Origin of the sequence: Amycolatopsis coloradensis (assembly GCF_001953865.1) — a bacterium.
Classification (GTDB): domain Bacteria; phylum Actinomycetota; class Actinomycetes; order Mycobacteriales; family Pseudonocardiaceae; genus Amycolatopsis; species Amycolatopsis coloradensis.
Genome location: NZ_MQUQ01000008.1, coordinates 130,847 through 157,028 on the forward strand (window position 1 = coordinate 130,847; position 26,182 = coordinate 157,028).

26 protein-coding genes are annotated in these 26,182 nt (G+C 68.0%); 8 read left to right on the top strand and 18 right to left on the bottom strand.

Annotated elements, in window-relative coordinates; translation table 11 throughout:
- Window positions 1-222: 222 nt before the first annotated feature.
- Together BS329_RS16570 and BS329_RS16575 are read right to left on the bottom strand one after the other, a co-directional pair.
- Window positions 223-882 carry a hypothetical protein gene (locus BS329_RS16570; protein ID WP_076161704.1) on the bottom strand — a complete coding sequence of 220 codons (660 nt, stop codon included), beginning with the start codon at window positions 880-882 and terminating at the stop codon, window positions 223-225.
- Window positions 882-1,481 carry an MBL fold metallo-hydrolase gene (locus BS329_RS16575; RefSeq protein ID WP_076161706.1) on the bottom strand — a complete coding sequence of 200 codons (600 nt, stop codon included), beginning with the start codon at window positions 1,479-1,481 and terminating at the stop codon, window positions 882-884. The genes BS329_RS16570 and BS329_RS16575 overlap by 1 nt, the downstream gene beginning before the upstream one ends.
- A gap of 156 nt (window positions 1,482-1,637) precedes the next feature.
- On the opposite strand from BS329_RS16575, the gene BS329_RS16580 reads away from it, so the two are divergent.
- Window positions 1,638-2,495, top strand: a complete 858-nt coding sequence (locus BS329_RS16580) for a peptidylprolyl isomerase (RefSeq protein ID WP_076161708.1) — start codon at window positions 1,638-1,640, stop codon at window positions 2,493-2,495.
- A 126-nt stretch (window positions 2,496-2,621) separates the two neighbouring features.
- Here the strand turns inward: BS329_RS16580 and BS329_RS16585 are convergent, their stop codons facing one another.
- Entirely contained in the window at window positions 2,622-3,401 is a 780-nt protein-coding gene (locus BS329_RS16585) for an enoyl-CoA hydratase/isomerase family protein (protein ID WP_076161710.1), read from the bottom strand.
- Window positions 3,402-3,524: 123 nt separating this feature from the next.
- Between BS329_RS16585 and BS329_RS16590 the strand changes: the two genes are divergently transcribed.
- Entirely contained in the window at window positions 3,525-5,369 is a 1,845-nt protein-coding gene (locus tag BS329_RS16590; protein WP_076161712.1) for a PPC domain-containing protein, read from the top strand.
- A 103-nt stretch (window positions 5,370-5,472) separates the two neighbouring features.
- On the opposite strand, the gene BS329_RS16595 is transcribed toward BS329_RS16590, so the two are convergent.
- From BS329_RS16595 to ruvC, 8 genes are all read right to left on the bottom strand, one after another.
- A complete protein-coding gene (locus BS329_RS16595; RefSeq protein ID WP_076161882.1) occupies window positions 5,473-7,812 on the bottom strand; it encodes a RelA/SpoT family protein in 2,340 nt (779 codons plus the stop codon).
- A gap of 78 nt (window positions 7,813-7,890) precedes the next feature.
- Window positions 7,891-8,409 carry an adenine phosphoribosyltransferase gene (locus BS329_RS16600; RefSeq protein ID WP_076161714.1) on the bottom strand — a complete coding sequence of 173 codons (519 nt, stop codon included), beginning with the start codon at window positions 8,407-8,409 and terminating at the stop codon, window positions 7,891-7,893.
- A gap of 112 nt (window positions 8,410-8,521) precedes the next feature.
- Entirely contained in the window at window positions 8,522-9,667 is a 1,146-nt protein-coding gene (gene secF / locus BS329_RS16605; protein WP_244197194.1) for a protein translocase subunit SecF, read from the bottom strand.
- 56 nt (window positions 9,668-9,723) lie between these two features.
- Window positions 9,724-11,430: a protein translocase subunit SecD gene (gene secD / locus BS329_RS16610; protein WP_076161718.1), complete on the bottom strand. Its 1,707-nt coding sequence runs from the start codon at window positions 11,428-11,430 to the stop codon at window positions 9,724-9,726.
- A 232-nt stretch (window positions 11,431-11,662) separates the two neighbouring features.
- Window positions 11,663-12,061: a preprotein translocase subunit YajC gene (gene yajC, locus BS329_RS16615; RefSeq protein ID WP_076161720.1), complete on the bottom strand. Its 399-nt coding sequence runs from the start codon at window positions 12,059-12,061 to the stop codon at window positions 11,663-11,665.
- 145 nt (window positions 12,062-12,206) lie between these two features.
- Window positions 12,207-13,283 carry a Holliday junction branch migration DNA helicase RuvB gene (gene ruvB / locus BS329_RS16620; RefSeq protein WP_076161722.1) on the bottom strand — a complete coding sequence of 359 codons (1,077 nt, stop codon included), beginning with the start codon at window positions 13,281-13,283 and terminating at the stop codon, window positions 12,207-12,209.
- An 8-nt stretch (window positions 13,284-13,291) separates the two neighbouring features.
- The gene (gene ruvA / locus BS329_RS16625) at window positions 13,292-13,891 is read right to left on the bottom strand and encodes a Holliday junction branch migration protein RuvA (protein ID WP_076161724.1); all 600 of its coding nucleotides are present in this window, start codon (window positions 13,889-13,891) and stop codon (window positions 13,292-13,294) included.
- Window positions 13,888-14,472: a crossover junction endodeoxyribonuclease RuvC gene (gene ruvC / locus BS329_RS16630; RefSeq protein WP_076161884.1), complete on the bottom strand. Its 585-nt coding sequence runs from the start codon at window positions 14,470-14,472 to the stop codon at window positions 13,888-13,890. The genes ruvA and ruvC overlap by 4 nt, the downstream gene beginning before the upstream one ends.
- Before the next feature lie 76 nt (window positions 14,473-14,548).
- Between ruvC and BS329_RS16635 the strand changes: the two genes are divergently transcribed.
- Window positions 14,549-14,998 carry a cupin domain-containing protein gene (locus tag BS329_RS16635; protein ID WP_076161726.1) on the top strand — a complete coding sequence of 150 codons (450 nt, stop codon included), beginning with the start codon at window positions 14,549-14,551 and terminating at the stop codon, window positions 14,996-14,998.
- A gap of 265 nt (window positions 14,999-15,263) precedes the next feature.
- On the opposite strand, the gene BS329_RS16640 is transcribed toward BS329_RS16635, so the two are convergent.
- The 5 genes from BS329_RS16640 to BS329_RS16660 form a co-directional block, all read right to left on the bottom strand.
- Entirely contained in the window at window positions 15,264-15,794 is a 531-nt protein-coding gene (locus BS329_RS16640) for a DUF4262 domain-containing protein (protein WP_076161728.1), read from the bottom strand.
- Window positions 15,795-15,945: 151 nt separating this feature from the next.
- Window positions 15,946-16,695, bottom strand: coding sequence for a YebC/PmpR family DNA-binding transcriptional regulator (locus BS329_RS16645; protein ID WP_076161730.1), 750 nt, complete (start codon window positions 16,693-16,695; stop codon window positions 15,946-15,948).
- Window positions 16,696-16,746: 51 nt separating this feature from the next.
- Window positions 16,747-17,376 carry a pyridoxal 5'-phosphate synthase glutaminase subunit PdxT gene (gene pdxT, locus BS329_RS16650; protein ID WP_076161732.1) on the bottom strand — a complete coding sequence of 210 codons (630 nt, stop codon included), beginning with the start codon at window positions 17,374-17,376 and terminating at the stop codon, window positions 16,747-16,749.
- A gap of 54 nt (window positions 17,377-17,430) precedes the next feature.
- Window positions 17,431-17,751: an AzlD domain-containing protein gene (locus tag BS329_RS16655; protein ID WP_007034928.1), complete on the bottom strand. Its 321-nt coding sequence runs from the start codon at window positions 17,749-17,751 to the stop codon at window positions 17,431-17,433.
- On the bottom strand, window positions 17,751-18,464 hold the full coding sequence (locus BS329_RS16660) for an AzlC family ABC transporter permease (protein ID WP_076161734.1): 714 nt from the start codon (window positions 18,462-18,464) through the stop codon (window positions 17,751-17,753). Before BS329_RS16660 ends, BS329_RS16655 begins: the two co-directional genes overlap by 1 nt.
- A 67-nt stretch (window positions 18,465-18,531) precedes the next feature.
- On the opposite strand from BS329_RS16660, the gene BS329_RS16665 reads away from it, so the two are divergent.
- Window positions 18,532-19,098, top strand: coding sequence for a helix-turn-helix domain-containing protein (locus tag BS329_RS16665; protein ID WP_076161736.1), 567 nt, complete (start codon window positions 18,532-18,534; stop codon window positions 19,096-19,098).
- On the opposite strand, the gene BS329_RS16670 is transcribed toward BS329_RS16665, so the two are convergent.
- Entirely contained in the window at window positions 19,099-20,490 is a 1,392-nt protein-coding gene (locus BS329_RS16670) for an APC family permease (RefSeq protein WP_076161738.1), read from the bottom strand.
- Between the two features lie 142 nt (window positions 20,491-20,632).
- Here BS329_RS16670 and BS329_RS16675 point away from each other — a divergent pair, with 142 nt between their 5' ends.
- The 4 genes from BS329_RS16675 (at window position 20,633) to BS329_RS16690 (ending at window position 24,512) form a co-directional block, all read left to right on the top strand.
- Complete coding sequence (locus BS329_RS16675; RefSeq protein WP_076161740.1) at window positions 20,633-21,244, top strand: TetR/AcrR family transcriptional regulator; 612 nt, start codon at window positions 20,633-20,635, stop codon at window positions 21,242-21,244.
- A complete protein-coding gene (locus tag BS329_RS16680; RefSeq protein WP_076161742.1) occupies window positions 21,241-22,305 on the top strand; it encodes a DmpA family aminopeptidase in 1,065 nt (354 codons plus the stop codon). The genes BS329_RS16675 and BS329_RS16680 overlap by 4 nt, the downstream gene beginning before the upstream one ends.
- Window positions 22,306-22,489: 184 nt before the next feature.
- On the top strand, window positions 22,490-23,341 hold the full coding sequence (locus tag BS329_RS16685; protein ID WP_076161744.1) for an alpha/beta fold hydrolase: 852 nt from the start codon (window positions 22,490-22,492) through the stop codon (window positions 23,339-23,341).
- A gap of 448 nt (window positions 23,342-23,789) precedes the next feature.
- Window positions 23,790-24,512 carry a helix-turn-helix transcriptional regulator gene (locus tag BS329_RS16690; protein ID WP_158075799.1) on the top strand — a complete coding sequence of 241 codons (723 nt, stop codon included), beginning with the start codon at window positions 23,790-23,792 and terminating at the stop codon, window positions 24,510-24,512.
- Between the two features lie 117 nt (window positions 24,513-24,629).
- Here the strand turns inward: BS329_RS16690 and BS329_RS16695 are convergent, their stop codons facing one another.
- Window positions 24,630-26,171 carry an acyl-CoA carboxylase subunit beta gene (locus BS329_RS16695; RefSeq protein WP_076161886.1) on the bottom strand — a complete coding sequence of 514 codons (1,542 nt, stop codon included), beginning with the start codon at window positions 26,169-26,171 and terminating at the stop codon, window positions 24,630-24,632.
- Window positions 26,172-26,182 lie beyond the last annotated feature (11 nt).

Consider the following 26,182-nt stretch of genomic DNA (forward strand, 5'->3'; position numbering starts at 1 on the left):
CCAAAGCACGAGCCCTCCGCGCGATCACGGGCCGGAGTCGAGTCGAAGAGGCCGCACCCGAGATTCGCCGCGTGATCGGAGGGGCCATGCTCGACGCCGTGTTAGCCGTCGTGCGCCGCGGGCGAGTTGCCGGCGATCGTCTACCAGCCGGAGGAAATCAGAGCGCGGCTGGAGAAGCTGGAGACCCCACCGAGGCCTCGTGAGTGGTAAGGGTGGCCCGGCCTAACCGTCCAGCGTCGCCACGAACCGGCTGACCGCTTCCATCGTGAACCGCTGGATGTACTTCCCCGACGGCGCCGCCGAAGCCAGCCGGTACAGCGGCCGCTCCGCCGCCGCGTCACCGCGAGCCTCCGACTTCAGCTGCGCCACCAGCAGTTCCGAGAACACCAGGCCGTTCGCCTCGGTGTTGTTCAGCAGCGCGTTCGCCAGCTTGCGCAGTTGCAGGACGCCGAGTTCCCGGCCGCCCGCGCCCGAGTAGACGGCGAGGTCGACCTTCGCCACCTTGCGGCGCTTGCCCGCGTTGACCAGCAGGCTGACCGTCCGGGTGCCGCGCACGTCGCTGATCACGAGGTCGATGCGCTCGGCTCCGGTCAGGCCGATCCGCCGGAGCCCCCAGGTCCGCACGATGAGCGTGTCGCCTTCGAGCCAGACTCGGCGGCGCAGGTTGTACAACATGATGTAGAGCAGCGGCAGCGCGATCACCCCGGCGACGACGAGCCCGGCGATCTCACCGCCGATCAGCCCCGCGATCCCGCCGAACGCGGCGGCGAAGATGACGACACCGGCGATACCGGAACAGCCACGCCTGCGGCGGAGCTTGGGGTCGTCGTGAAACAGCGGGAGACGCTCAGGGGTCTCCGGCGTCCCGGTCGGCTCCGCCATCACACGCCCGTTCCGGTCAGGAACGGATTGCCCGCGCGCTCCTGGCCGATCGTGGTGGCCGGACCGTGGCCCGGCAGGACGACGGTGTCGTCGGGCAGCGTCATCACCTTGGCACCGAGGGACCGTACGAGTTCGCCGTCCTCACCGGAAGACCGGCCGATCGAACCGGCGAACAGGCTGTCCCCGGTGAGCGCGATCCGGCCGCCCTCGGCGGAGGTCAGCCCGAAGACCACCGAACCGGCGGTGTGACCCGGTGTGCGGGACACCGTGATCTCCAGTCCGGCCAGCCTGAGCGGGCCATCGACGAGTGGCACGATCCCGTCCTTCCATTCCCCGGCCACCAGTGGCCGGTCCGCCTCGTCCAGATGGAGAGGTATTCCGTGTCGGGCACCGACCTCGGCCGCCGAAGCGACGTGATCCGGGTGTCCGTGCGTCGCGAGCATCGCGACCGGCGTCAGCCCATGGGCGGCCAGCGCGGCCTCCAGCGGTTCGAGAACGTCCTCGCCGGGATCGACGATCACGCACTCCCCGCCGTCGGCCGGAGCGAGCAGATAGCAGTTCGCTTCGAGGGGGCCTGCCGGAAAACCGACAACCAGCACGAAACGCCTCCTCGTATCTTCCGCCGAACAGGTGACAGGATGGCCCTGATCACGATCAAGTAAGCCTAGCGGCCCCTGTACGGGGGTCTCACAGGCTGTGCCCATAGACTTCCGCTACCTCAGACGTGTGACATCGAGTGGAAACCGGGAGGGCGGGTGCCGACCAACCAGCAGCGCCGCGAAGCCGCGAAGCGCAAGCTCGAGCGACAGATCGTGCGACAGGCCGAAAAGGCCAAGCGGCGCAAGATCGTCGGCTCGGTGGCGGTCGTCGGTGTCGTCGCGATCGTGGCGGGCGCGGTGTGGTGGATCGTCAGCAGTAACAGTGGTGACGATGCCGCCTCCGACGCTTCCCCGAGTTCGGCTCCGCCGACCCCCGAGGTCACCATCCCCACCGAACGCGCGCCGATGCCCAAACGGGCGACACCGCTGGCGAACCCGGTGGCCTGTGACTACAAGGCCGACGCCACCAAGAAGGCTTCGAAGCAGGTGAACAAGCCGGAAGGCAAGGACGTCTCTTCGAACGGCACGGTCAACGTCGTGCTGAAGAGCACCGCGGGCGACATCCCGCTGACACTCGACAAGGCCCTCGCCCCCTGCGCCGTGCAGAGCTTCATCAGCCTCTCGCAGCAGGGCTACTTCAACGACACCAAGTGCCACCGGCTCGGTACCACCGGCCTGCAGATGCTGCAGTGCGGTGACCCCGAGGCCAGCGGCATGGGCGGTCCGGGCTACACGATGCCGGACGAGGCGTTCCCCGAGATCAAGTACGGCCGCGGCCTCCTCGCGATGGCGAAGACACAGCAGCCGAACTCCGGCGGCAGCCAGTTCTTCATGGTCTACGGCGAAGCCGAACTGCCCGCGGAGTATTCGGTCTTCGGCAGCATCTCCGACGAAGGCCTGAAGGTGCTCGACAAGGTCGCGAAGGCGGGAGCCAACGCCCAGGCCGGTAACGGCGACGGCACCGGCCCGCCGAACACCGAGGTCAAGTTCACCGGCGTCACGGTCAACGCCTGACGTGAAGCTGGAGTTCACCGGCGCGCCCGCCCGATCGGAAGACCTGGCGGGCGCGTTCGGCAGGTGAAGGTCCGGTCAGCTCCATGATCGTTCCAGTGGGTGGACAGGTGTTCACCGGCTCCGATCTCAGCGGTAGGTGAACTTCGGCGGCCGCCGCGCGAGAAACGCGGCCACTCCCTCCGCGTAGTCCTCGCCGTGCAAGGCACCGAGCCGGATCTCGTCCACCTCGGCGTCGGATTCCTCTTGCCCCGCGACGATCTTCTCGATGATCCGGTTCATCCCCCGCACCGACGCCTGTGAGCGCGAAGCCAGCGTTTCGACGAACTTCGCCGTCGACGCCTCCAGCTCGTCAGCCGGGAAGACGTCGCTGAGCAGCCCGATCTCCCGCGCTCGCCGGGCGTCTACGAGTTCCCCCGAGAGCAGGAAGTACTTCGCGTTCGCCGGGCCGACCAGTGAGACCAGCTGCCGCGTCGAGCCGAAGTGGTAGACGATGCCGAGTTTCGCCGGCGTGATGCCGAAGCGCGAGCCTTCCGCCGCGAACCGGAAGTCGCAGGCGACCGAGATCTGGCAGCCGCCGCCGATGCAGTTCCCCTGGATCATCGCCACCGTCGGCTTCCGGGACGCCGTCAGTGCCGCCACGGCACCGTCGACGGCCTTGTCGTAAGTCTCCGCCGCGTCGGCGGTGGACCGCAGCTCCTGGAACTCGCTGATGTCCGCGCCCGCCGAGAAGTGCTTGCCCTCGCCGGTCAGCACCAGCACCTTGATCGCGGGGTCCGTCTCCACCGTCGCGACCACGTCCGGGATCGCCGACCACATCCCGTAGGTGATCGCGTTCATCTTCTCCGGCCTGGTGAACGTCAGTCGCGCGATCTCGCCGTCACGAGTGAATTCGAACCCTTCAGTCATGTTCCGCACCCTAGGTGCGCGCCTCCACCGGAACCAGCCGGATGTGGGCAAGCCCCCGAAAGGCGGCTTACAACCTTCCCTCGCTGTGGTTTTCTGGGCGTCCAACGAGCTAGGGGGAACTCGATGGCGAAACGCGTGCTCGGAATTCTCACGATCGCTCTGCTCTCCTCGGCGTTGCTGAGCGGGCAGTCCTCGGCGGCGCCCGGCCGGATCCAGCCCGATCCGCTGCTGATGTTCCCGCAACGCCCGGCGACGACGGATTGGGCGGCCGTTGTCCGCGACCGTGCGGCGAAGACCAAAGCACGCGTACCAGTCTCAGCCTCGAATCCCCTGCCCTACAAAGAAATAGAACCGCCCGGAAACAGCGGCGCCAACGATTCCCTCGCCAGACCCGAGCACATCGCGGGATTCGGTACCCAGCGTGCCAAGAACTCGAAGGTCCGGCTGACCGGTGACCTCAAGCCGGACGCCTCGATTCCCACGCTTCCCCCGGCCGCCGAGCCGAACGACGCCCTCGGTCTCGCGACCGAAACGGGCGTCGGCGCCACCCGCCGGGCCGTCCGGACGAGTGGCGTCATCGGTGACGGGCCCTATGGCAGCGCCGGGGACGGCACGGGTGACTTCGACTTCTACCGATTGAGCGCCGGTACCACCCCGGTGACGTTTTCCGCGCGGACCCGGACCCCGGCCGGCGATCTCGACACGTTCCTGGCGCTGCTCGACAAAGACGGCGTGTGGGCGATCAACGACAACGCCGGCGAGTCCACCGACTCGACGCTCGCGTTCACCATCCCGCCGGGCCGGGAGTTCTTCCTCATGGTGGGCTCCGGCCCGTTCGGCATCCCCGCCGACCCCACCAAGCCCGGCACCGGCGGCGGCGTCCTGACCGAGGGACCGTACGACCTGGCGATCACCAGCGGTATCGGCGGCGGCGACCTCGACTATTACTCGTTCGACCTGCGGGCCGGGGACGTGCTCGGCGCGTCACTGGCCGACGGCGGAACGCGGCTCGCGGTCTACGACCCGGCAGGGCGAGAGGTCTTCGGCTCGTCGCAGGACGCCACCTCGATCTTCTCGACAGACTCACCGATGCCTGGCGGTGGCAACGCTGTCGTGGACTTCGTAGCGCCCAAGGAAGGCCGCTATCAGCTCGGCGTCGAAGCAGGCGAAGGCGCCTACGACATCAAGCTCGAAGCGTTCCGGCCCGGCACCGAAACCGCCCCGCGCGGCAGCGTGCACACGATCTTCCTGGACTTCGACGGCGCCAGGGTCAACACCTCCATCTTCGGCACCGGTGGGGGCCTCCGTGATCTCTCGCCGCTGTCGAGTTTCCTGCCTCGCTGGGGCCTCACCGCCCGCGACGAACGCGCGCTGACCGACGCGATCATCGCCACCGTCAAGGAGAACCTCGGACGAGACCTCGCCGCCAAGGGCACGAACCCGCGGTTCGCGCTGCGCGTCCTCAACAGCCGCGACCACGCGGATCCCTGGGGACAACCGAACGTGAGCCGGGTCGTCGTCGGTGGCACCACGGTCGAATCCGGAATCATGACCATCGGTATCGCCCAGTCCATCGACGCGGGCAACTTCGGCAAGGAGGAGACCGCGCTGGTCCTGCTCGATGAGATCAGCGCGCCCACCGGACCGGTCTGGTCGCTCAACACCTACCTCGGCAAGGGCAGCGACAAGATCGCGTTCATCGGCCGAGCGGTCGGCAACATCACCAGCCACGAAGCCGGGCACATGTCGGGGAGCTGGCACACCGACCTGACCAACGCCGTACCCGGCATCATGGACCCCGGCGGCGACCCGGCGGTCATGTTCGCGGTCGGCCCCGACGGCCGCGGCGGCACGGCCGACGATCCGGACCTCGACCTGGTCGAGGAAGGGATCAGTCCGGCCGAACACTTCACCGGCATCGAGGACACCCTCAACCGCAGCGCCTGGGCCTTCGTCCGCGGGGCCTAGACGGGTTGATTCCGTAAAAATCGTATGAAGCGCAGTGACCGTATGTCCATACTGCAATGCTCAAAGGACACCCGGTGAGTCGAATGGTCCGATCTTCACTGACCTAGGACGCCGAAGTCACCCGATAGACGTCGTAGACGCCTTCGACACCTCGGACCACCTTCAGCACGTGGCCGAGGTGCTTCGGGTCGCCCATCTCGAACGAGAACCGGCTGACCGCGACCCTGTCGCGCGACGTGGTCACCGACGCGGACAGGATGTTGACCTTCTCGTCCGCGAGCACCTTGGTGACGTCGGAGAGCAGGCGGTGCCGGTCCAGCGCCTCGACCTGGATCGCGACGAGGAACACCGAAGACGCCGACGGTGCCCATTCGACCTCGACCAGACGCTCAGGCTGCGCGGTCAGATCATCGGCGTTGGTGCAGTCGGTCCGGTGGACGCTGACGCCCCCGCCGCGGGTGACGAAACCGAGGATCTCGTCGCCCGGCACCGGCGTGCAGCAGCGGGCGAGCTTGGCCCAGACGTCGCCGGCGCCCTTCACCACGACACCGACGTCGTTCGAGCCGCGGCGGCGGGTCACCGTGGACGGGGTCGCGCGCTCGGCGAGCTCCTCCTCCGCCTCGTCGACCCCGCCGATGAGCGCGACCAGCCGCTGCACGACGTGTTTCGCGCTGGTGTGGCCCTCGCCGACAGCCGCGTACAGCGAACTGATGTCGGGATGCCGCAGTTCCGTGGCGACCGCGCCCATGGATTCGGCGGAGACCAGCCTCTGGATCGGGAGGCCGACCTTGCGGACCTCCTTGGTGATGGCCTCCTTGCCGCCTTCGATCGCCTCGTCGCGGCGTTCCTTGGCGAACCACTGCCGGATCTTCGCGCGTGCCTTGGGGGAACCGGCGAACTGCAACCAGTCGCGGCTCGGCCCTGCCGTCTCGGCCTTCGAGGTGAAGATCTCGATGACCTCGCCGTTCTCCAGCTTGCGCTCGAGTGCGACGAGCCTGCCGTTGACGCGGGCGCCGATGCAGCGGTGGCCGACCTCGGTGTGCACGGCGTAGGCGAAGTCGACCGGGGTCGAATCGACCGGCAGTGTGATCACGTCACCCTTGGGCGTGAACACGAAGATCTCGCGCGAGGCGAGCTCGTAGCGCAGCGATTCGAGGAAGTCACCCGGATCCGCGGCTTCACGCTGCCAGTCGAGGAGCTGGCGCATCCACGCCATCTCGTCGACGTCCACCGCGTTGGCGCCGTTTCCGCTGTGGGTACCGCGGGTTTCCTTGTACCGCCAGTGCGCGGCGATGCCGTACTCGGCGGTGCGATGCATCTCGTAGGTGCGGATCTGGACTTCCAGCGGCTTGCCGTCCGGGCCGATCACCGTGGTGTGCAACGACTGGTAGACGCCGAACCGCGGCTGCGCGATGTAGTCCTTGAACCGGCCGGGAACCGGCTGCCACAGCGCGTGGACGACACCCATCGCGGCGTAGCAGTCACGGACGTCCTCGACCAGGATCCGCACGCCGACCAGGTCGTGGATGTCATCGAGGTCGCGTCCGCGGACGATCATCTTCTGGTGGATCGAGTAGTAGTGCTTCGGCCGTCCCTCGACCTTGGCGGTGATCCGCGAGCCTTCGAGGTTGCCGGTCAGCTCGGTGATCACGGACCGCAGGTACGTGTCCCGCGAGGGCGCGCGATCGGCGACCAGGCGGACGATCTCGTCGTACTTCTTCGGCTGCAGGATGGCGAAGGCCAGATCCTCCAGCTCCCATTTGACCGTCGCCATGCCGAGCCGGTGCGCCAGCGGGGCGAGGACTTCCAGGGTTTCGCGAGCCTTGCGGGCCTGCTTCTCCGGCGGCAGGAAGCGCATCGTACGCATGTTGTGCAGGCGGTCGGACAGCTTGATGACCAGCACGCGCGGGTCGCGCGCCATCGCGATGACCATCTTGCGGATCGTCTCGGCCTCGGCGGCCGTGCCGAGCTTGACCTTGTCCAGTTTGGTGACGCCGTCGACCAGTTCGCCGACCTTCTCGCCGAAGTCCGCCTTCAGGGTCTCCAGCGAGTATCCGGTGTCCTCGACGGTGTCGTGCAGGAGCGCCGCGACCAGCGTCGTCGTGTCCATGCCGAGTTCGGCGAGAATGGTCGCGACGGCAAGCGGGTGCGTGATGTACGGGTCACCGGACTTGCGCCGCTGTTCACGGTGGAGTTCTTCGGCGACGTCGTAGGCGCGCTGGAGCAGCGCGAGGTCGGCGTTGGGGTGCAGCTCGCGGTGGATGACGGCGAGCGGTTCGAGAACCTGCTTGACCGGCGCGGCGCGCTGTGCGGTGATCCGGCGGGCGAGACGGGCACGGACGCGGCGCGTCGCGGATGGCGTCGGCGCTGCCCCCTGTCGCGCCGCACCGTTCTGCTCGGTGCCGTCCTTCGAGGACACCGCGGCATCGAGCTCTTGGCTCACCCGCACCTCCTGCGCTTCGTGCGGCCTTCGGACGTCAAGGGTAACCGCTCCCCCTCGCGGCACACTGGGTACGCCCGCTCAACACACCCGGAGGGCCTCCACGCGACGCCCTTCAAGCACGGAACGACCACCGAGCGCGGCGAGTTCCATGACCACCGAAACCCCGGTGACCTGCGCCTTCGCGTCTTCCAGCAGTTTGCAGGTCGCCGCGACCGTGCCGCCGGTGGCGAGCACGTCATCGAGGACCGCGACACGGTGACCAGACTTGACGATGCCCTCGGGCAGTTCGACGGTCGCGGTGCCGTATTCCAGCTTGTAGTCGACCCTGCCCGCGACCCGGGGAAGCTTGCCGGGCTTGCGGATCAACGCGACGCCGAGACCGCGGGAGTAGCCGACGGCGGCGGCCAGCAGGAACCCGCGCGCTTCCACGCCCGCCAGCAGGTCGACGCCGGGATCGACGGTGGCGGCGAGCGCGTCGGTGACGGCCTTGAAACCGGCGGCGTCGGCGAACAACGGGCTCAGGTCCCGGAACAGCACGCCGGGTTCCGGGAAGTCCGGCACGTCGGCGATCAGGTCGAGTGCCTTGTCCAGCTCCATGTACTTTCCTGCTCTCAGACTCACGGCCGCGGCACCCCGGTCGTTATGAACGGACCTTTCATAACAAAATTTGTTATGAAAGGTCCGTTCATAACACGCTTCGAACCTGGGGTTACCTCTTGCGCTTGCCCTGCGGACGGCCCTTGTGGGCCTTCTGGTTCCGCGCCGGAACGCTCGCCGCGGCGGCGTACGCCTTCTCCTTGCGGAGTTCGGCTTCCAGCGCGTCTTCGTCGTTGGGGTCGAAGTCGTCGTCGCGTTCGGCGGCGGCCTTGCGAGCCTGGTTCGCGCGCCGCGAGGCGACCCGATCGGCCTGCTGCCGGTACTTCGGGTCACGCATCTTGAAGTCGACCAGCAGCGGCGTCGCCAGCGCGACCGACGACAGCACGCCGACCACGGTGCCGGTGAGCTGCACGAGCGCGAGCTCCTGGAGGGTGCCGGAACCGAGCAGGAGGTAGCCGATCACCAGCAGACCGAGGATCGGCAGCGCCGCGATCAACGACGTGTTGAACGACCGCATCAGCGTCTGGTTCAACGCCAGGTTCGCCGCTTCCCCGTACGTCCGGCGGGTCAGGCCGAGCAGACCGCGCGTGTTCTCGCGGACCTTGTCGAACACCACCACCGTGTCGTACAGCGAGAACCCGAGGATCGTCAGCAGACCGATCACCGTCGCCGGCGTGACCTCGAAACCGATCAGCGAGTACACACCCGCCGTCACCACGATGTCGTTCAGCAGGGTGACCAGTGCCGCGGCGGCCATCCGAGGGTCGAAGTACAACGCCAGGAACAACGTGACCGCCAGCAGGAAGACCCCGAGCGCGATCAGCGCCTGCCGGGAGATCTCCCCGCCCCAGGACGCGCTCACCGCGCTGTCACTGATCGCCTGGACACTGGGCTGGCCGGAGGAACCGATCGGCCCCAGTTCCTGGAACAGGGCCTGCTTCACCTTGGCGACCTCGGCCGCGTCCAAGGTGTCCGAACGGAGCTGAATGGTCGACGAGACGCCGCTGCCGACCTTCTGCGCCTCGTCGGCGGGCTTGCCCAGCGAGGAGGCGAAGACCTCCTTGGCCCGCTCTTCGGTGATCTGCCCGCTCTTGCCGTTGGCGGGCAGCTGGATCTGGGTGCCGCCTTCGAAGTCGATGCCGAAGTTGAAGCCCTTGACCCCCATCGACGCGATGCACACCAGCACCAGCGCGCCGAAGAAGAGGTACCAACGCTTGCGGACGCCGACGACGTTGAACACGCCGCTGCCCACATACATCCGGTGGAAGACGCTCTCGCGCTTGTTCTCGGTGGTGTTCTTCTCGTCGACCACGGTCACGCCTCCTTCACGTTCGGACGGCCGGAGACGGTGCGAGCGGCCTTGCGGTCCGAACCCAGCTGCTGCACGGCGCCGAGGCCGAGGTTCTTGGGGTTGGACAGGAACTTCGACTTGGACCGCGACACCATCGCGACCAGCGGATGCGTGACGAGGTAGACGACCACGAGGTCGAGGACCGTCGACATGCCGAGAGTGAACGCGAAGCCCTTCACGTCACCGACGGCCAGCAGGTAGAGGACCGCCGCGGCGAGGAAGCTGACCGCGTCCGCCGCGAGAATCGTGCGCTGGGCTCGAGACCAGCCGCGCGGGACCGCTGATCGGAAGGTTCTGCCTTCGCGGATTTCGTCCTTCAATCGTTCGAAGTAGATGACGAACGAGTCCGCGGTGATACCGATGGCGATGATCAGGCCTGCCACGCCCGCGAGGTCGAGGGTGTACCCGATCCACCGCCCCAGCAGCACCAGGACCCCGTAAACGATCGCGAACGACAACCCGAGCGACAGGATCGTCAGCAGGCCGAGCAGCCGGTAATAGAACATGCAGTAGATGAACACGGCCAGTAGACCGATACCGCCGGCGATGAGGCCCGCCTGCAGAGACGCGAGACCCAGCGTCGCGGACACCGTGGTCGCGTCCGAGGACTCGAACGACAGCGGCAGCGAACCGTACTTCAGCACATCGGCCAGATCCTTCGCCTCGGTCTGGCTGAACCGGCCGGTGATCTGCGTCTGACCGCCGAGGATCGCGGACTGGATGGTCGGCGCGGAGACGACCTGCGTGTCGAGGACGAACGCGGCCTGCTTCTGGACGTTCTTCGAGGTGAAGTCGCCCCAGATCCGGGAACCGTCACCCTTGAAGTTCAGGTTGACGACCCACTGGGAGTTCTGGGTGTCGTAGGCCGAAGAGGCGTCGGAGATCTCCGTTCCGGGGAGGAACTCCGGCTCCAGCAGGTACTTCATCGTGTTCTTGTCACCGCAGGCGACCAGCGGCTTGTCGGTGAGGTCGTTGCCGACCAGCGGGTCCGACACGTTGGGCGCGCAGTTGAGCGACGCGAAGGCCTTCTCGGCGGCCGCGGCCTGCTTCGCCTGGTCCGTCGACAGCAGATCGGGGCTCTGCCGGACGTTCCGGGCTTCCTCGATCTCCCTCTTGGTCTGCTCGTCGGCATTCTCGTCCGGCTGCTGCTGCGGCGCGCCGGCGGCGCCACCGCCGCCGTTGGCCGGACTGCTCGGCGGAGCGCTCACGCCGGGGGCACCCGACGACGCGGGCGGAGCCGACGAAGGCGCTCCGGACGTGGGCGGGGTCGACGGCTGCGGAGCCGGGGTAACCGGCTGCGAAGTCACGACCTTCCGGAAGCCCAGTTTCGCGGTCTTGCCCAGGGCCTTGGCCTGGTCGCCCTGCTCGCCGGGGACGGTGATCACGACGTTGCTGCCGTCGAGGACGACCTCGGTGCCGCTCACGCCGATACCGTTGACCCGGCGCTCGATGATCGAGCGGGCCTGTTCGAGGGAATCTCGCGGAGGGTCGCCGCCGTCGGGATTGCGGGCGGTCAGCGTAACCCTCGTGCCGCCTTGCAGATCGATGCCGAGCTTCGGCGTCGGCTTGCCGCTTCCGGTGAAGAACACCAGGGCGTACAGCGCCACCACGATCAGGGCGAAGAAGGCGAGATAGCGTCCCGGGCGGAGATGCCCGGCCGGTGCGGCCACTGTGCTTCGGTCTCCTCGGACGGACTGGGTGTTCCCCAATGGACTTGGCTGTTCACTCGCCGGACGGGAGCCCGGCGGTACCGCGAACCTGCCCCGATGACGATGCCCGGTGAACGGGCACGACTATGACGACGGACACGCACGCAGCACCGAGACAGTACTCGGTGCTGCGTGAGCCCGGCGTTGCCCCCGCACCTACGAAAGTCTGGTGTCGGGGATGGCCTTACAGGTGCTACTTCTTGCCGTGCTCCAGCGGAGGAGCGATCTGCGCGCCGGACTTCTCCTCGACGCGCTCTTCGTCCTTCGACTCGATGACCGGCTCTTCGACGACCTCATCGGTGCCGAGGCTGTCCTCGTCGGTCTCGACGACCGGCTCGACCTTCTCGCGAACGGCCTGGCGGAGCCAGGTGGTCACGACACCAGGGGCGATCTCGAGGTCGATCGTGGTGTCGGCGGAGGCGTCGGCGACAGACGCGTAGAGACCGGAGGTGGTCATCACCCGGTCACCGGGAGCGAGGCTCGAGAGCAGCTCCTGCTGCTTTGCCGCCGCCTTCTTCTGCTTACGGGTGCCCATGACGAGCGGGATCGCCACAACGAGCATCAGGAGCAGCGGCAGCAATAACTGGTTCATGACTCTCCATTTCGAGCGGACGCCGCGCGGTGCGCTGTTTTGTCCGATTTGGCGGGGTGTGCTCTCCCCGAGTGTGCCAGGTGCCAGCGGAAACTCCACCACCACCCGTCGTCACCACGGGCCCCGGACCGCGTGAGCGGTCCGGTCATTCCTGGTCGAACAGGTTCGGGCCACCCTGCTCGCCACGTGTGACACCGGCCGGAGCCGGCAGGCCGAGGTGTTCCCACGCGGCCGCTGTGGCGACGCGGCCGCGAGGAGTGCGGGCGAGCATACCGGCGCGGACCAGGTAAGGCTCACACACCTCTTCGACGGTGGTCGGCTCTTCCCCCACCGCGACGGCCAGCGTGGACACGCCGACCGGGCCGCCGCCGAAGGACCGGACGAGCGCCGTCAGCACCGCGCGGTCGAGCCTGTCGAGGCCGAGTTCGTCGACGTCGTAGACCTCCAACGCGGCGCGCACGACCTTGCGGGTGGCATGCCCGTCGGCGCGAACCTCGGCGTAGTCGCGTACCCGGCGTAGCAGCCGGTTCGCGATCCGGGGTGTGCCGCGGGACCGGCGGGCGATCTCCGCGGAACCGTCGCGATCGATCTCGATCTCCAGGATCGTGGCGGCCCTGCGCACGACGAGGTCGAGTTCGCTGTCGGTGTAGAACTCCATCTGGCCGGTGAAACCGAACCGGTCGCGCAGCGGACCGGTCAGCGAACCGGACCGCGTCGTGGCTCCGACCAGCGTGAACGGCGCGATCTCCAGCGGAATACTGGTCGCGCCGGGCCCCTTGCCGACGACGACGTCGACGCGGAAGTCCTCCATCGCGAGGTACAGCATTTCCTCGGCGGGCCGGGCGATCCGGTGGATCTCGTCGATGAACAGGACGTCGCCGGGCGCCAGGTTGGACAGCATCGCGGCGAGGTCCCCCGCGCGTTCCAGCGCGGGCCCCGACGTGATCCGGATGGCGGCGTTCAGTTCGGCGGCGACGATCATCGCCATACTCGTCTTGCCCAGTCCGGGTGGGCCGGAGAACAGGACATGGTCCGGCGGGACACCTCGGCGGCGTGCACTCTCCAGGACGAGTTCGAGCTGCTCACGGACTCGTGGCTGGCCGATGAACTCGTCGAGCTTACGCGGGCGAAGTGTGGTCTCGACCTCGCCTTCGCCGATCTGTGGCAGCGCCGAAAGCGTCTCGTCGTCGGCCTCGAAATCCGTCACGGCCTCATAGTCCATGTGGCGAGCTACCGCTTACGCCCGAGGGTGGCCAACGCGGCGCGCAGCACGGAGGACGTCGTGTGGCCGTCGCCCTCGCCGAGCGCCTTGTCGACGGCCTGTTCGGCCTGCTTGGCCGGGAAGCCGAGGCCCGCGAGCGCCTCGACGACCTCACCGCGCAGCGCGCCGGGCGCGACCACCGCCGGGGAGCCGTCGGTCGGGCCGGCGAGCGCGGTGACCTTGTCGCGCAGTTCGAGCGTGAGCCGCTCCGCTCCCTTGCGGCCGATGCCGGGTACCTGGGTGAGCACGGTGATGTTGCCTTCGACCAGGGCGGAGCGCAGCTTGTCGGGATCGAGGACGGCCAGCGTCGCCAGCGCGAGCCGCGGGCCGATCCCGGAGACCGTCTGCAACAGCCCGAACAGTTCGCGGGCGTCGGCGTCGGCGAAACCGAACAGCGTCAAGGAATCCTCGCGGACCACGAGCGCGGTGTGCAGCATCGCCTCCTCGCCGCGGCGAAGCGTCGCGAGAGAGGCGGGCGTGGCCTGGACGGCGAAGCCGACTCCCCCGACCTCGATCACGACGTGGTCGAGGCCGATGGAGAGGACTTCTCCGCGTACCGAGGAGATCATCGTGCCGCTCCCTGAGTTTTGGCTTGTTTGCTTGCGGCGGCGAGCCTGGCCTTGTGGTTCTTGGCGATCTCGGCCGCCCTGGCCTCGGCTTCGGCGAGCCGGACCCTCATCGGCTCCCGCCACAGATGGCAGATGGCGAGCGCGAGCGCGTCCGCGGCGTCAGCCGGATGCGGTTTGACCTCGAGGCCGAGCAGCCGCATGACCATACTGGTGACCTGCGCCTTGTCCGCGCGGCCGGAGCCCGTGACGGCCGCTTTGACCTCACTCGGCGTGTGGAACACGACCGGCAGCCCGCGTTTGGCCGCGGCGAGGGCGACGACGCCGCCCGCCTGCGCGGTACCCATCGCGGTGCGCACGTTGTGCTGCGCGAAGACACGTTCCACCGCGACGGCCTCGGGTTTGTAGCGATCCATCCACCGCTCGGCGGCGTCGGAGATCCCCAGCAGGCGTACGGAAAGGTCGGCGTCGGGCGGCGTCCGCACGACTTCGACGGCCACGGCGCGGACGGTGCGGCCCGTGCCGCCGTCGACCACGCCGAGACCGCACCTGGTCAGACCGGGGTCGACCCCGAGTACCCGCACGCTTTTCCCCTCCACCTTGACGAACATCAGTTCGAGCCCTGAGGCTACCCGGAGCGCCCCACGGCAGGATGGAGACATGCCGAGCAGCTTCGACGACTTCGCCGCCCATCTGGGCCTTCAGCCGCTTCCCGTGGAAGGCGGCCGCTGGGCGCAGAGCTGGCGCGACGAGACCGCTTCCGCGATCTACTACCTGCTCGTTTCGCCGGAGACCTCTGCTCCGCACCGGTTGGACCGGCTGGAGATCTACGCCCATCACGCCGGTGCCCCGGTGCGGATGCTGTTGCTGTTCCCGGACGGGCGGATCTCCCGTCCGGTGCTGGGACCGGACGTCGCGGCCGGTCAGCGTCCGCAGGTGGTGGTGCCCGCCGGGGTGTGGCAGGCGTCCGTGAGCACCGGTGAGTGGAGCCTGCTCGGGACGGTCGTGGTGCCGCCTTATACGGACGACTGTGTGGAGTTCCGGCCCGCCGCCACTTTGGCCGCGGAGTGGCCGGGGGCCGCCGAGGACCTGACTCCCTGGCTCGCTTGAGCCCGCGATCAGTCCTCTGGTTGCGGCCGTTGCGCCCTCGCCTCAGGTCCGTGAAGGACGCTTCGGGTATGGCATAGGTGTCGTATTTCGGGCGCGGTACCGGGACCACCCCCTCACCCGACCGAGTCGCGGGAAGGCCCCTTCACGCGTCCCCCAAGTACATGAAGGACCCCTTCCTGTACCTAGGCGCAAGGAAGGGGTCCTTCATGTACTTCAAGCGAGCAGGGCGCCGGGTACCGCGTGGACCCGGGGGGCCGTGCGAGCGTCAGGGGCCGTCGACGCCCGGCGTCCAGCTCTCCGGGTCACCGGATTCGGTCAGCACCGGCTGGTACCGCGCGAAGCCCTCCGGAGCGTCCGGGTGCCACGGGAAGTGCCCGTCCGGCGTCGCGACGATCAACTGCAACGCCGGGAAGTCCCCGTCCGGGTAGATCAGGAACGCGCTCCCGAAGTACTCGGGATAGTGCCCCTTCGCGACCCGTTCGAAGATCACCGGCGCGCCCTCGAAGAAATCGTCATAGCGCCTGCCGACCTCGAAAATCTCGCCGGCGGCCGCGCGGTCGACGTAGGCGTCGAGCAGGACCGGCCCCATGTGCCCGGGCAGGCCGATCACGACCGCTTCCGCGACACCGTGCAGCGCCCAGGCGCACGCGGTGAAGCAGAAAGCCGCTTCCTCCCCGTCACCCTCGACCGCGATGACCGCGTTCCCTCTCGCCTGCGCCTGAGACTCGATCCACTGGATGAGTTCGGTTTCTTCGGCGGTGAGGGCATCGGCTTCGGAGGTCGTCACGCGCGACATTCTGCCCCACGTCCTCGTCCGCACCTAGTCCCGGGACGGATTTTCCGCGGCATGGCGGGAAAAACGATCAGCCGACCTCGGCCATGACCTCGTCGGAGACGCGGAATCCGGCGCAGTGCGTAAACGTTCCGCACCTCGTCACGACCAACCCTCAACCAACCTCGGCCATGACCTCGTCGGACACATCGAAGTTCGCGTAAACGTTCTGCACGTCGTCGCAATCTTCGAGGGCGTCGATGAGCTTGAAGACCTTCTTCGCGCCTTCGACGTCCAGCGGGACGCTGACCGACGGCAGGAACGTGAGATCCGCGGACTCGTACTCGAAACCGGCCTCCTGCAAGGCTTTCCGGACCGGGACGAGGTCCGTGGCCTCGGAGACGATCTCGAAGTTCTCATCGAGGTCGTTGACCTCTTCGGCGCCCGCGTCGAGCACGGCCATGAGGACGTCGTCCTCGGCGGCCTCACCCTTGGGCATGATCACGACGCCCTTGCGGTTGAACATGTAGGAGACCGAACCCGGGTCGGCGAGCGAGCCGTTGTTCCGGGTGAGCGCGGTCCGGACCTCCATGGCGGCGCGGTTCTTGTTGTCGGTGAGGCATTCGATCAGCACGGCCACACCGTTCGGGCCGTAGCCTTCGTAGGTGATGGTCTGCCAGTCGGCGCCGCCCGCCTCTTCACCGGCACCACGCTTGCGCGCGCGCTCGATGTTGTCCTGCGGGACCGAGTTCTTCTTGGCCTTCTGGATGGCGTCGTAGAGCGTCGGGTTGCCATCCGGGTCGCCACCGCCGGTCCGTCCAGCCACCTCGATGTTCTTGATCAACCGGGCGAAGAGCTTGCCGCGCTTCGCGTCCAGGTTGGCCTTCTTGTGCTTCGTGGTGGCCCACTTGGAGTGGCCGCTCATCTCTCCTCCATCTACTCCTGTGCCCGCCGCTGAGCACAGTGTCGGTTTTGCCTAAGCCTGCCGCACGAGGTCGACGAACAGCCTGTGCACGCGCTCGTCCCCGGTGAGTTCGGGGTGGAACGACGTGGCGAGTACCGCCCCCTGCCGGACCGCGACGATCCTAGCGGCCGTGCCGTCCGAGCCCGGCATTTCGGGGACACTGGCGAGTACCTCCACCCCGTCGCCCGCTTTTTCGACCCACGGCGCGCGGATGAACACAGCGTGCACCGCGCCGCCTTCGATGCCCGTGAAGTCGAGGTCGGCCTCGAACGAATCGACCTGCCGTCCAAACGCGTTCCGCCGGACGACGACGTCGAGCCCGCCGAGTTGCCGCTGGTCAGGGCGTCCGTCGAGGGCCTGGCGGGCGAGCAGGATCATCCCGGCGCAGGAGCCGAACGCGGGCAGTCCGTCCGCGATGCGCTCGCGCAGGGGTTCGAGCAGTTCGAAGGTCTCGAGCAGCCTCGACATCGTGGTCGACTCGCCACCCGGCAGCACCAGACCGTCCACTTCGGACAGTTCACTCGCGCGGCGGACCGCCACGGCGCGCGCACCGGCGCGCTCCACCATCTCGGCGTGCTCCCGCACGTCACCCTGCAGTGCGAGCACGCCGACCACCGGCCGTGCCCCCGTCGCGATCGCCACCCGACCTCCCGAAAGACGTTCCCCTTAGCTTAGGCGGCCAGGGGAACGGCCAGGTCAGGGGACCCCGGCGAGCCGCAGCAGGGCGGCGGTCGCGGCGGCCGCCACGACGACCAGCGCGAACGGCGCCTTGCGCCAGGCGAGCACGCCACCGACCAGGACACCGGCGGGCCGGGCGTAACCGGCGAACTCGTGCCCCTCGGTGAGCGCGGCGACGGCGACCAGCGCGGCCAGCAGGACGACGGCCGAGCGTGCCATCAGTTTCTCCGCCTTGGGAGAAACGGTGAACCGCGCCTTCAGCACCGGTCCGGCGAAGCGGAAGGCGAAGGTTCCGGCGGCGAGCACACCGCCCGCGATGATCAGTTCGAGCGGATCCATCAGTGCACTCCCTCGGGTTCGCGTTCGGCGGGTTCCTTCGCGGCCACTCCGGCCAGCACGCCGACCAGCGCGAGCAGCACCGGCAGCCCGGCGGGCAGGAACGGTGTCGTGGCCAGTGCGACGGCCACCCCGACGAACACCGGCAGCCGGGTGGCGCGGTCGCGCAGCGACGGCAGGACCAGCGCGAGCAGGACCGCGGGGAAGGCCGCGTCGAGCCCGAAGGCGTCCGTGTCGCTGATCGCCGTCCCTGCGAACGCCCCGGCGAGGACGCCGACGTTCCAGCACACGAACAGCCCGATCCCGCACACCCAGTAGGCCGCGCGACGGCGGGCCTCGTCGCGCTGGGCCAGCGCGAACGCGACCGATTCGTCGATCATGAGGTGACTGCCGACCACTCGCGACGACCAGCGCTTCCCCAGGACGTCGCCGATCGCGAAGCCGAACGGCAGATGCCGCGCGTTGGCCAGCAGACCGGCCGCGACGGCCGCGACCGGGCTGCCGCCGGCGGCGATGATGCCGACGAACATGAACTGCGAGGCACCGGCGAAGACCAGTACGGAGAGCAGCATCGGCGCCCAGATCGGGAAGCCGGAGCCCACGGCGATCGCGCCGTAGGAGATGCCGACAATGGTGTCGGCGAGGCAGACCAGTCCGATGTCACGGAGAAGATCGCGCCCCAGGACACGGGTGGTTGTTCGCCATATCGAACGCATAGCGTCATACAATGAACGAACGCCCCGTGTTCGTCAAGGCGAACGCAACGACCGATGGAGCGAACGCATGTCTCCGACCGCGTCCGACGGCGCCCCACTGGACGTCATCGCCACGTCCCTGCGCCGGGAGCGCGCCCGCACCGGGCTGTCCCTCACCGAGGTCGCCAAACGCGCCGGCATCGCGAAATCCACGCTCTCCCAGCTGGAGTCCGGGGCCGGGAACCCGAGCGTCGAGACGATCTGGGCGCTGTGTGTCGCGCTCGACGTCCCGTTCTCCCGGGTGGTCGAGCCCGAACGCCCCCGCGTGCAGGTCATCCGCTCGGGCAGCGGGCCGACGGTGTTCGCCGAACACGCCGACTACGCGTGCACGCTGCTCAGTTCCTGCCCGCCCGGCGCCCGGCGCGACGTGTACCTGATTCGCGCCGAGCCCGGCAAGCCCCGGCTCTCGGATCCGCATATGAGCGGCATCGTCGAGCACATGGTCCTCAGCGCCGGGCGGGCCAGGGTCGGGCCGCAGGACGACCCGGTCGAACTGCTGCCCGGCGACTACATCTGCTACCCCGGCGACATCCCGCACATCTTCGAGGCACTGGAACCGGGCACGTACGGCGTGGAGATCGCGGAATACACCTGATCAGGCGCGCTCCTCGGCCTTCTCGTCGGTGACCTTCTCCTCGGTGACGTCGGCGAGCTTCCAGCCACCCTTTCGCCGCAGCACCAGGACGTAGTACGCGATCGACAGCAGGGCGACGCAGGCCGTGACGATCAGGCTCGGCCGTCCCACCGCCGGATCGAGCAGGTTCTGGTAGACGACGAACACCAGCACGGCGAGCGCCAGCACCGGCGCGACCGGGAACCAGGGCATCCGGTACTCGGCGTGCGCGGTGGCGCCGGTGCGGCGGCCGACGATCGCTCCGAGACACAATGCCGCGTAGACCGCCACGATCGACGTGCTCGTGACCACCAACAGCAGTTTCGGGTCGACGAAGCAAAGCAGCGCGGCCACCAGGCCGGTGCCGACGGTGGCCACCCACGGCGTCCCGAACTTCGGGTGCACCGCGGACAGCGCCCGGTTGACCGGCGACGGCCACGCCCGGTCGCGGCCGCTGCTGAACAGCATCCGCGAGCTGATCAGCACGATCGCCAGTACCGCGTTGACGATCGCGAGCGCGACCGCCAGGCCGAGCACGGTGTCGAGCGTTCCGCCGCCACGCGAGTCGATGAAATAGGACAACATGTTCTCCGAGGCGAACAACGCGTTCAGATCGGGCGCGCCGAGCAGGACCGCGGTCACCGGGATCAGTTCGGCGAGCACCGTGATGCCGAGCGCGAACAGGATCGCGCGGGCGATCCCGCGGGAGGCGTCCTGCGTCTCCTCGCCGAAGTACACCGCCGAGCCGTAGCCGTTGTAAGCGAAGATCGCGACCGAGGTGGCGATCGCGATGGCGCCGACCGTCGCCGGGCTCCCGTCGGAGGCGACCGGATGCGCGAGCAGTTCGCTGAACGACCGCGCCGGGTTGAACAGCCCCAGTGCGCTGACCACGATCAGCGCGAGGATCTCGATGGCGAGGAAGATCCCGGTCACCCAGGCGTTGAGCTTGATGTCGAACACCCCCACCACGGCCGCGACCACGCAGGTCACGGCGGCGATCACCGGGCCGGGCACGCCGGGCATGAGCACACCGAGATAGGTGCCGACGCCGAGCGCGATCACCGCCACGATGAGCACCTGCGTGATGATCATCAGACCCAGTACGGCGAACCCCGGCAACCTCCCGAGCGTGCGGGTGACGATCGCGTATTCCCCGCCTGCCAGCGGGAAGGCCGACGCGAGTTCGGCGTAGACGAAGGCCATGAACACGCCCACGACCGCGGCGGCCACGAAGCTGTAGAAGGCGCCCGTCCCGGCGCCGGAGATCACTCCCGGCGCGATGATGAAGACCGACGAGGCGGGACTGATCGCGGAAAGCGTGATGAGCAGCGTGCCGAGGGTGCGCAGACCGCGGCGTAAGGCGGGAGTGGACACGGCCGACCTCCTGGAAGGTGGGTTCTTTGAGTCTCCTTCGAAAAACTGTTGAGCACGCATCAAAGGCTCTTCACCGTGTGACGTCAAGACCTGATCCGGATCCGGTCTTGCGTTTTTTGAAGAAGGTTCGAAGAATGGGCGGATGGCGAGACCGAGCAAGGCACCGGAGCGACGGGCCGAACTGATCGAGGTGGCCGGACGCGCCGTCCTCGAACGCGGCGTGCTGAACCTGCGGCTGCGGGACATCGCCGAGGGCGCGGGGTTGTCGTCGGGTTCGGTCCTGTACTACTTCCCCACCCTCGCCGACCTGCTCCAGGAGGTGCAGCGCGAGGCGGTGGCGCGCTTCTGTTCGGCGAGGGAACGGGCCGCGAACGCGAAGACCGCCCCTGGCGAACGGTTGCTCTCGATGATCCGCAGCGGCCTGCCCACCGGCCCCGGCGACGAACTCTGCGTGCTGCTCTACGAACTCGGCACGATCGCCCGCCGCGATCCCGTGTACGCCGCCCGGCACATCACGCTCTACGAACAGCAGGTGCGGATCTACACCGGCATTCTCGAAGCCGGCGCCGCCACCGGCGAGTTCGTGCTGACCACGGACGCGGTGTCGATCGCGCGGAACCTCGTCGCGCTGGAAGACGGCTACGGCCTGCACCTCACCCAAGCCGTGCCGACGCTGGAGACCGCGACCGCCGAAGCGATGTTGCTGTCCTACGCCCGCACCGCCACCACGAATCCCCTGGAGGAACGTTCATGACCCGCGCCCGCGATCTGGGTGTCCCCCTGCCCGGCCGGACCGGCGAGCACAACGCGCTCACCGACGTCCCCGGTGTGGAGATCGGCTTCACGACACTCGTCGAAGGCCAGTCCGTGCGCACCGGCGTCACCGCCGTGCTGCCGCGCGGACGGGAGGATTTCGCCGTGCCTTGCGCGGCCGGGACCTACGCGCTCAACGGCAACGGCGAGATGACCGGCACCGCTTGGCTGGCCGAGACGGGTTCACTGACGCTGCCGGTGCTGATCACCTCCACCCACGCTGTCGGCGCCTGTCACCGAGGCGTGATCGACTGGGTGGTGCGCGAACGGCCCGACGTGGCGGCCGAATGGCTGCTGCCGGTGGTCGCCGAAACCTGGGACGGCTACCTGAACGACAGCACCGCGCCGACCATCCACACTGGACACGCCATCGACGCGATCGACGCCGCGCGGACCGGCCCGGTCGGCGAGGGCTCCGTCGGCGGCGGTACCGGGATGACCTGTTACGGCTTCAAGGGCGGCACCGGCACGGCCTCCCGACTGGTGCCCTACGGGGACGACGAGTACACCGTGGGCGTTTTGGTACAGGCCAACTTCGGCTCACGCCGCGAACTCACCGTCGCCGGTGAACCGGTCGGAATCGAGCTGAGCGCGGACAACCCGATGGAAGAGCAGTGGGCGGCGCCGTCGGGCGCGGGGTCGGTGATCGTGATCGTGGGCACCGACGCTCCCCTGTTGCCGGGCCAATGCACCTCGCTCGCGCGCCGGGTTCCGCTCGGCCTCGCCCGCACCGGCACCGCGGGCTCGCACTTCTCCGGCGACCTCTTTCTCGCGTTCAGCACGGCGAACCCTGGCTCGCTCACCAGCCGCTTCCCCCGGACCGAGGAAGCCGAGTACGAGAACCTCCGGTTCATTCCGTGGGGCAGGCTCGACCCGTTCTTCGAAGCCGTGGTGCAGGCGACCGAAGAAGCCGTGCTCAACGCGCTCGTCGCGAACGAGGAGATGACCGGCCACCGAGGTCACCGGGTCCCCGCGCTGCCGACAGCACGCTGGCGCGACTGAGCGGGCCCTGCTCACGGGAGCCGATTCCGGAGAATGCGCGACGATTCCCGATGCCGCGGCAGAAGCGATCCACCGCTACATTCGCCGACTGTTTCCGGGCGGGTTCGGACAACGACGAACTCCGCCATTCCGTCGTGGGCTCGGCCGTCGAATTCGGGGTGGTTGCCTGGGCTAGGCTCTGCGCATGGTGACGGAAAAAGACCTGGCACTGAATGACGGCCGCACGTTGCACGTCTACGACACCGGCCCAGGCGACACCGAAACGCGACTTCTCGTGTTCTGGCACCACGGCACCCCGAACGTCGGCGCGCCACCCGAGCCGCTGCTCGCCGCCGCGGCCGAACGAGGCGTGCGGTGGGTTTCGCACGATCGTCCCGGCTACGGCGGATCGACGCCCCACCCCGGCCGGGCCATCTCGTCGGTGGCAGCCGACGTGGCCGCGATCGCCGACGCGCTGGGCGTCGAGAAGTTCGCGGTGATGGGGCACTCCGGCGGCGGCTCGCACGCGCTGGCGTGCGCCGCGCTGCTGCCCGAGCGCGTACTGGGCGCGGTCTGCGTTTCCGGGCTGGCCCCGGCGGGAGTCGAGGGACTCGACTGGTTCGCGGGAATGAGCGCCTCCGGCGAGAGAAGGCTTCGCGCCGCTTCGGCGGGGAGGGCGCAGCTGGAAAACTTCCTCTCCGACAGTGAGTTCGACCCGGACGACTTCACGCCCGCTGACCACGACCTGCTTTCGGGCGAATGGTCTTGGCTGGGTGAAGTCGCGGAGAAGGCCATCCAGGGTGACCCTGGCGGCATGATGGACGACGAGCTGGCCTATGTCGCGGAGTGGGGTTGCGACCTCGGTCAGGTGCGTCCGCCGGTACTGCTGATCCACGGCGGCCAAGACCGGATCGCACCCAGTGCGCACGCCGAATGGCTGGCGAACCGGTGCGATTCGGCGAAGCTGTGGCTGCGGCCGGACGAAGGGCACATTTCGGTCCTCGGCTCCGCGGTCGAGGCGCTCGACTGGCTTTTGCAGGACACCGCCCGGAAATGACGCCGCGGGCCACCCGGGTGCGATGGGGATCGAATCCCGTCGCGCCCGGCGGGGGCGCGAACGCATCAGGCACTCGTGCGCGCCACGTCTTCCCACGTGCCCTTATCGGCCTCGGTGCTGGGAGTATCACCCGATCGAAGTCACTTTGGGTCACATCCCCCCTGGTCCCGCACCTCCTCAAGACCTCCCTTATTTTGGCCACGTAAGACCCTTGACGCTAAAGGGCTCACTCTGCGAATTGCACCATGGGCCGTTGTGGTGAACAAGTCCGCGATCACTAGTGCGAGGTTCGGTCGCCATGATAAGAAGATCTCTTCCTTTGACGACCCCTGAATCGCTTGGTACTGTTTTAAAGTGACATTGAAGGGATTACGAGTTCGGTTGTCACAAGGGGACTGGGGAAAGTATGACTTCTTCCGAGCGTGCAGTTGATCGTGCAGTCGGATACATGTTCGAGAATTTCAATGAAAAGGTGACAGTCGAAGATCTGGCCCGAGTCGCCATGTTCAGCAAGTTTTATTTCACAAGAATGTTTCAGCGAGTGACCGGAATTTCCCCAGGGCGTTTCCTCACCGCCATCAGGCTGCAAGAGGCCAAACGGCTGCTGCTGACGACCTCCATCAACGTGATCGAAGTGAGCCATTTGGTCGGCTACTCCAGCGTCGGCACCTTCAGCACGACGTTCAGCAAGGCCGTCGGGGTCTCACCGACCGAGTACCGGAGCGGCGGCGGGGTCGCCCAGTTGCGCTGCCAGAGCAGGACCAGCAGGAACAGCCACAACCCGGGCGTGGTGCACGGGAAGGTCACCGCGGAGCACCCGGACGAACTCGGCGTGGTGTTCGTGGGCGTGTTCCCGGGCCGCATCCCCCAAGGACGCCCGATCAAGTGCACCGTGCTCGACAGGCCTGGCCACTTTCGCATCGACGACGTTCCGAACGGGGAATGGTACGTGCTGTCGCACTCGTTGTCCAAGGACCGCAATGAGGTTTTACGTGTCCCGGTCGATGACGACCTCGGGTTGTCGGTTGGCGCATATGGCCCCATAACGGTAGGCGCCGGCGTCTCCTGCGGGCCGGTGAATCTGACCCTCACACCCAAGCGAATGATCGACCCCCCGGTGGTACTCGCCCTGCTGGAAATCAGGTCGTCGATACTCACCGAAGCCGGATAGCTTTCCGGCTTCACTTTTTCGCGGCTTTCGGCACGAAATACAAGGATTGCCCGGATTCGCTCCGGGCCCTCTTGTATTTCGATACCGCGCATTGTGCCCACCGCGAGCGGGCCGGGCCTACAGCGGCATGTTTCCGTGTTTCCGCCGGAAAGGCTGCCTTCTCTTGTCCCGCAACATGGCCAGCCCCTTGGCGATCAGGGACCGGGTCTCCGCCGGGTCGATCACGTCGTCCACCAGGCCCCGCTCGGCCGCGTAGTACGGATGGATCAGCTGTTCGTTGTAGTGCGCCAGCAGCTCGGCACGCAGCTCCCGCTGGTCGTCGACGGTGGCGAGTTCGCGGCGGAACAGGATGTCCACCGCCCCCTCCGCGCCCATCACGGCGATCTCGTTGGTGGGCCAGGCCAGGGACAGATCGTTGCCCACTGAGCGGGAATCCATGACGATGTAGGCGCCGCCGTATGCCTTTCGCAGGATCACCTGGACGCGTGGCACGGTCGCCTCGCAGTAGGCGTAGAGCAGCTTCGCTCCGTGACGGATGATGCCCCCGCGTTCCTGTTCGCTGCCGGGCAGGAAGCCCGGTACGTCCACCAGGGTGACGAGAGGAATACCGAAGGCGTCACAGAAACGCACGAACCGTGCCGCCTTCTGTGCCGCGTCGGCGTCCAGCACTCCGGCGAGCACGATCGGCTGGTTGCCGACGATCCCCACCACCTCACCGTCGACGCGGGCGAACGCGCACACGATGTTGGCCGCCCAGCCCTCGTGCAGTTCGAAGTACGCGCCGTCGTCGGTCACCTCCGCGATCACGTCACGGACGTCGTAGGGCTTGGCCGGATCCGCGGGCACGATCTCGGCCAGCCGGGGGCGCACGTCCGTGTCCGCGCCCGACGCGGCGGAGCGGGGTGGCAGCTCCATGTTGTTGGACGGCAGCAGCGAGACCAGGTGACGGACGTCTTCCAGGCAACCCGGTTCGTCGTCGTACACGAAGGTCGCCACCCCCGAGGACTCGCCGTGCACCCCGGCCCCGCCGAGTTCCTCGTGACTGACGTGCTCGCCGGTGACGGCCTTCACGACCGCGGGGCCGGTCAGGTACATCTTCGCGATGTCGCGGACCATGAAGGTGAAGTCGGCCAGCGCGGGCGAGTAGGTGGCGCCGCCCGCGCAGGGGCCGAGCACCACGCTGATCTGCGGGATGATGCCCGAGGCGGCGACCTGGCGGCGGAAGATACCGCCGTAGCCGTGCAACGCCATCACCCCTTCCTGGATCCGCGCACCGCCGCTGTCGTTCAACCCGATCAACGGCGAACCGGTCTCCAGCGCCAGATCCATCACCTTGTGGATCTTCGCCGCGTGCGCTTCGCCCAGTGAGCCGCCGAAGATGGAGAAGTCCTGGGCGTAGACGAACACCTGGCGGCCCTCGATCGTCCCGGATCCCACGACCACGCCGTCGGTCCGCGGCCGCTCACGGGGGCTCAACGGACCTGTCGGCAGCTGCCGGCGATGCAGGCCGAGCTCGACGAACGATCCTTCGTCGAGCAGGAGGTCCAGTCGCTCCCGTGCGGTGCGCTTCCCGCTCGCGCGCTGTCGTTCCACGGCCGCGTGGCCGCCGGCGAGCGTGTTCCGGTGCAGGCTGTCCCGCCGTTCGCGCAGCTCGCGCATCGACACGAACG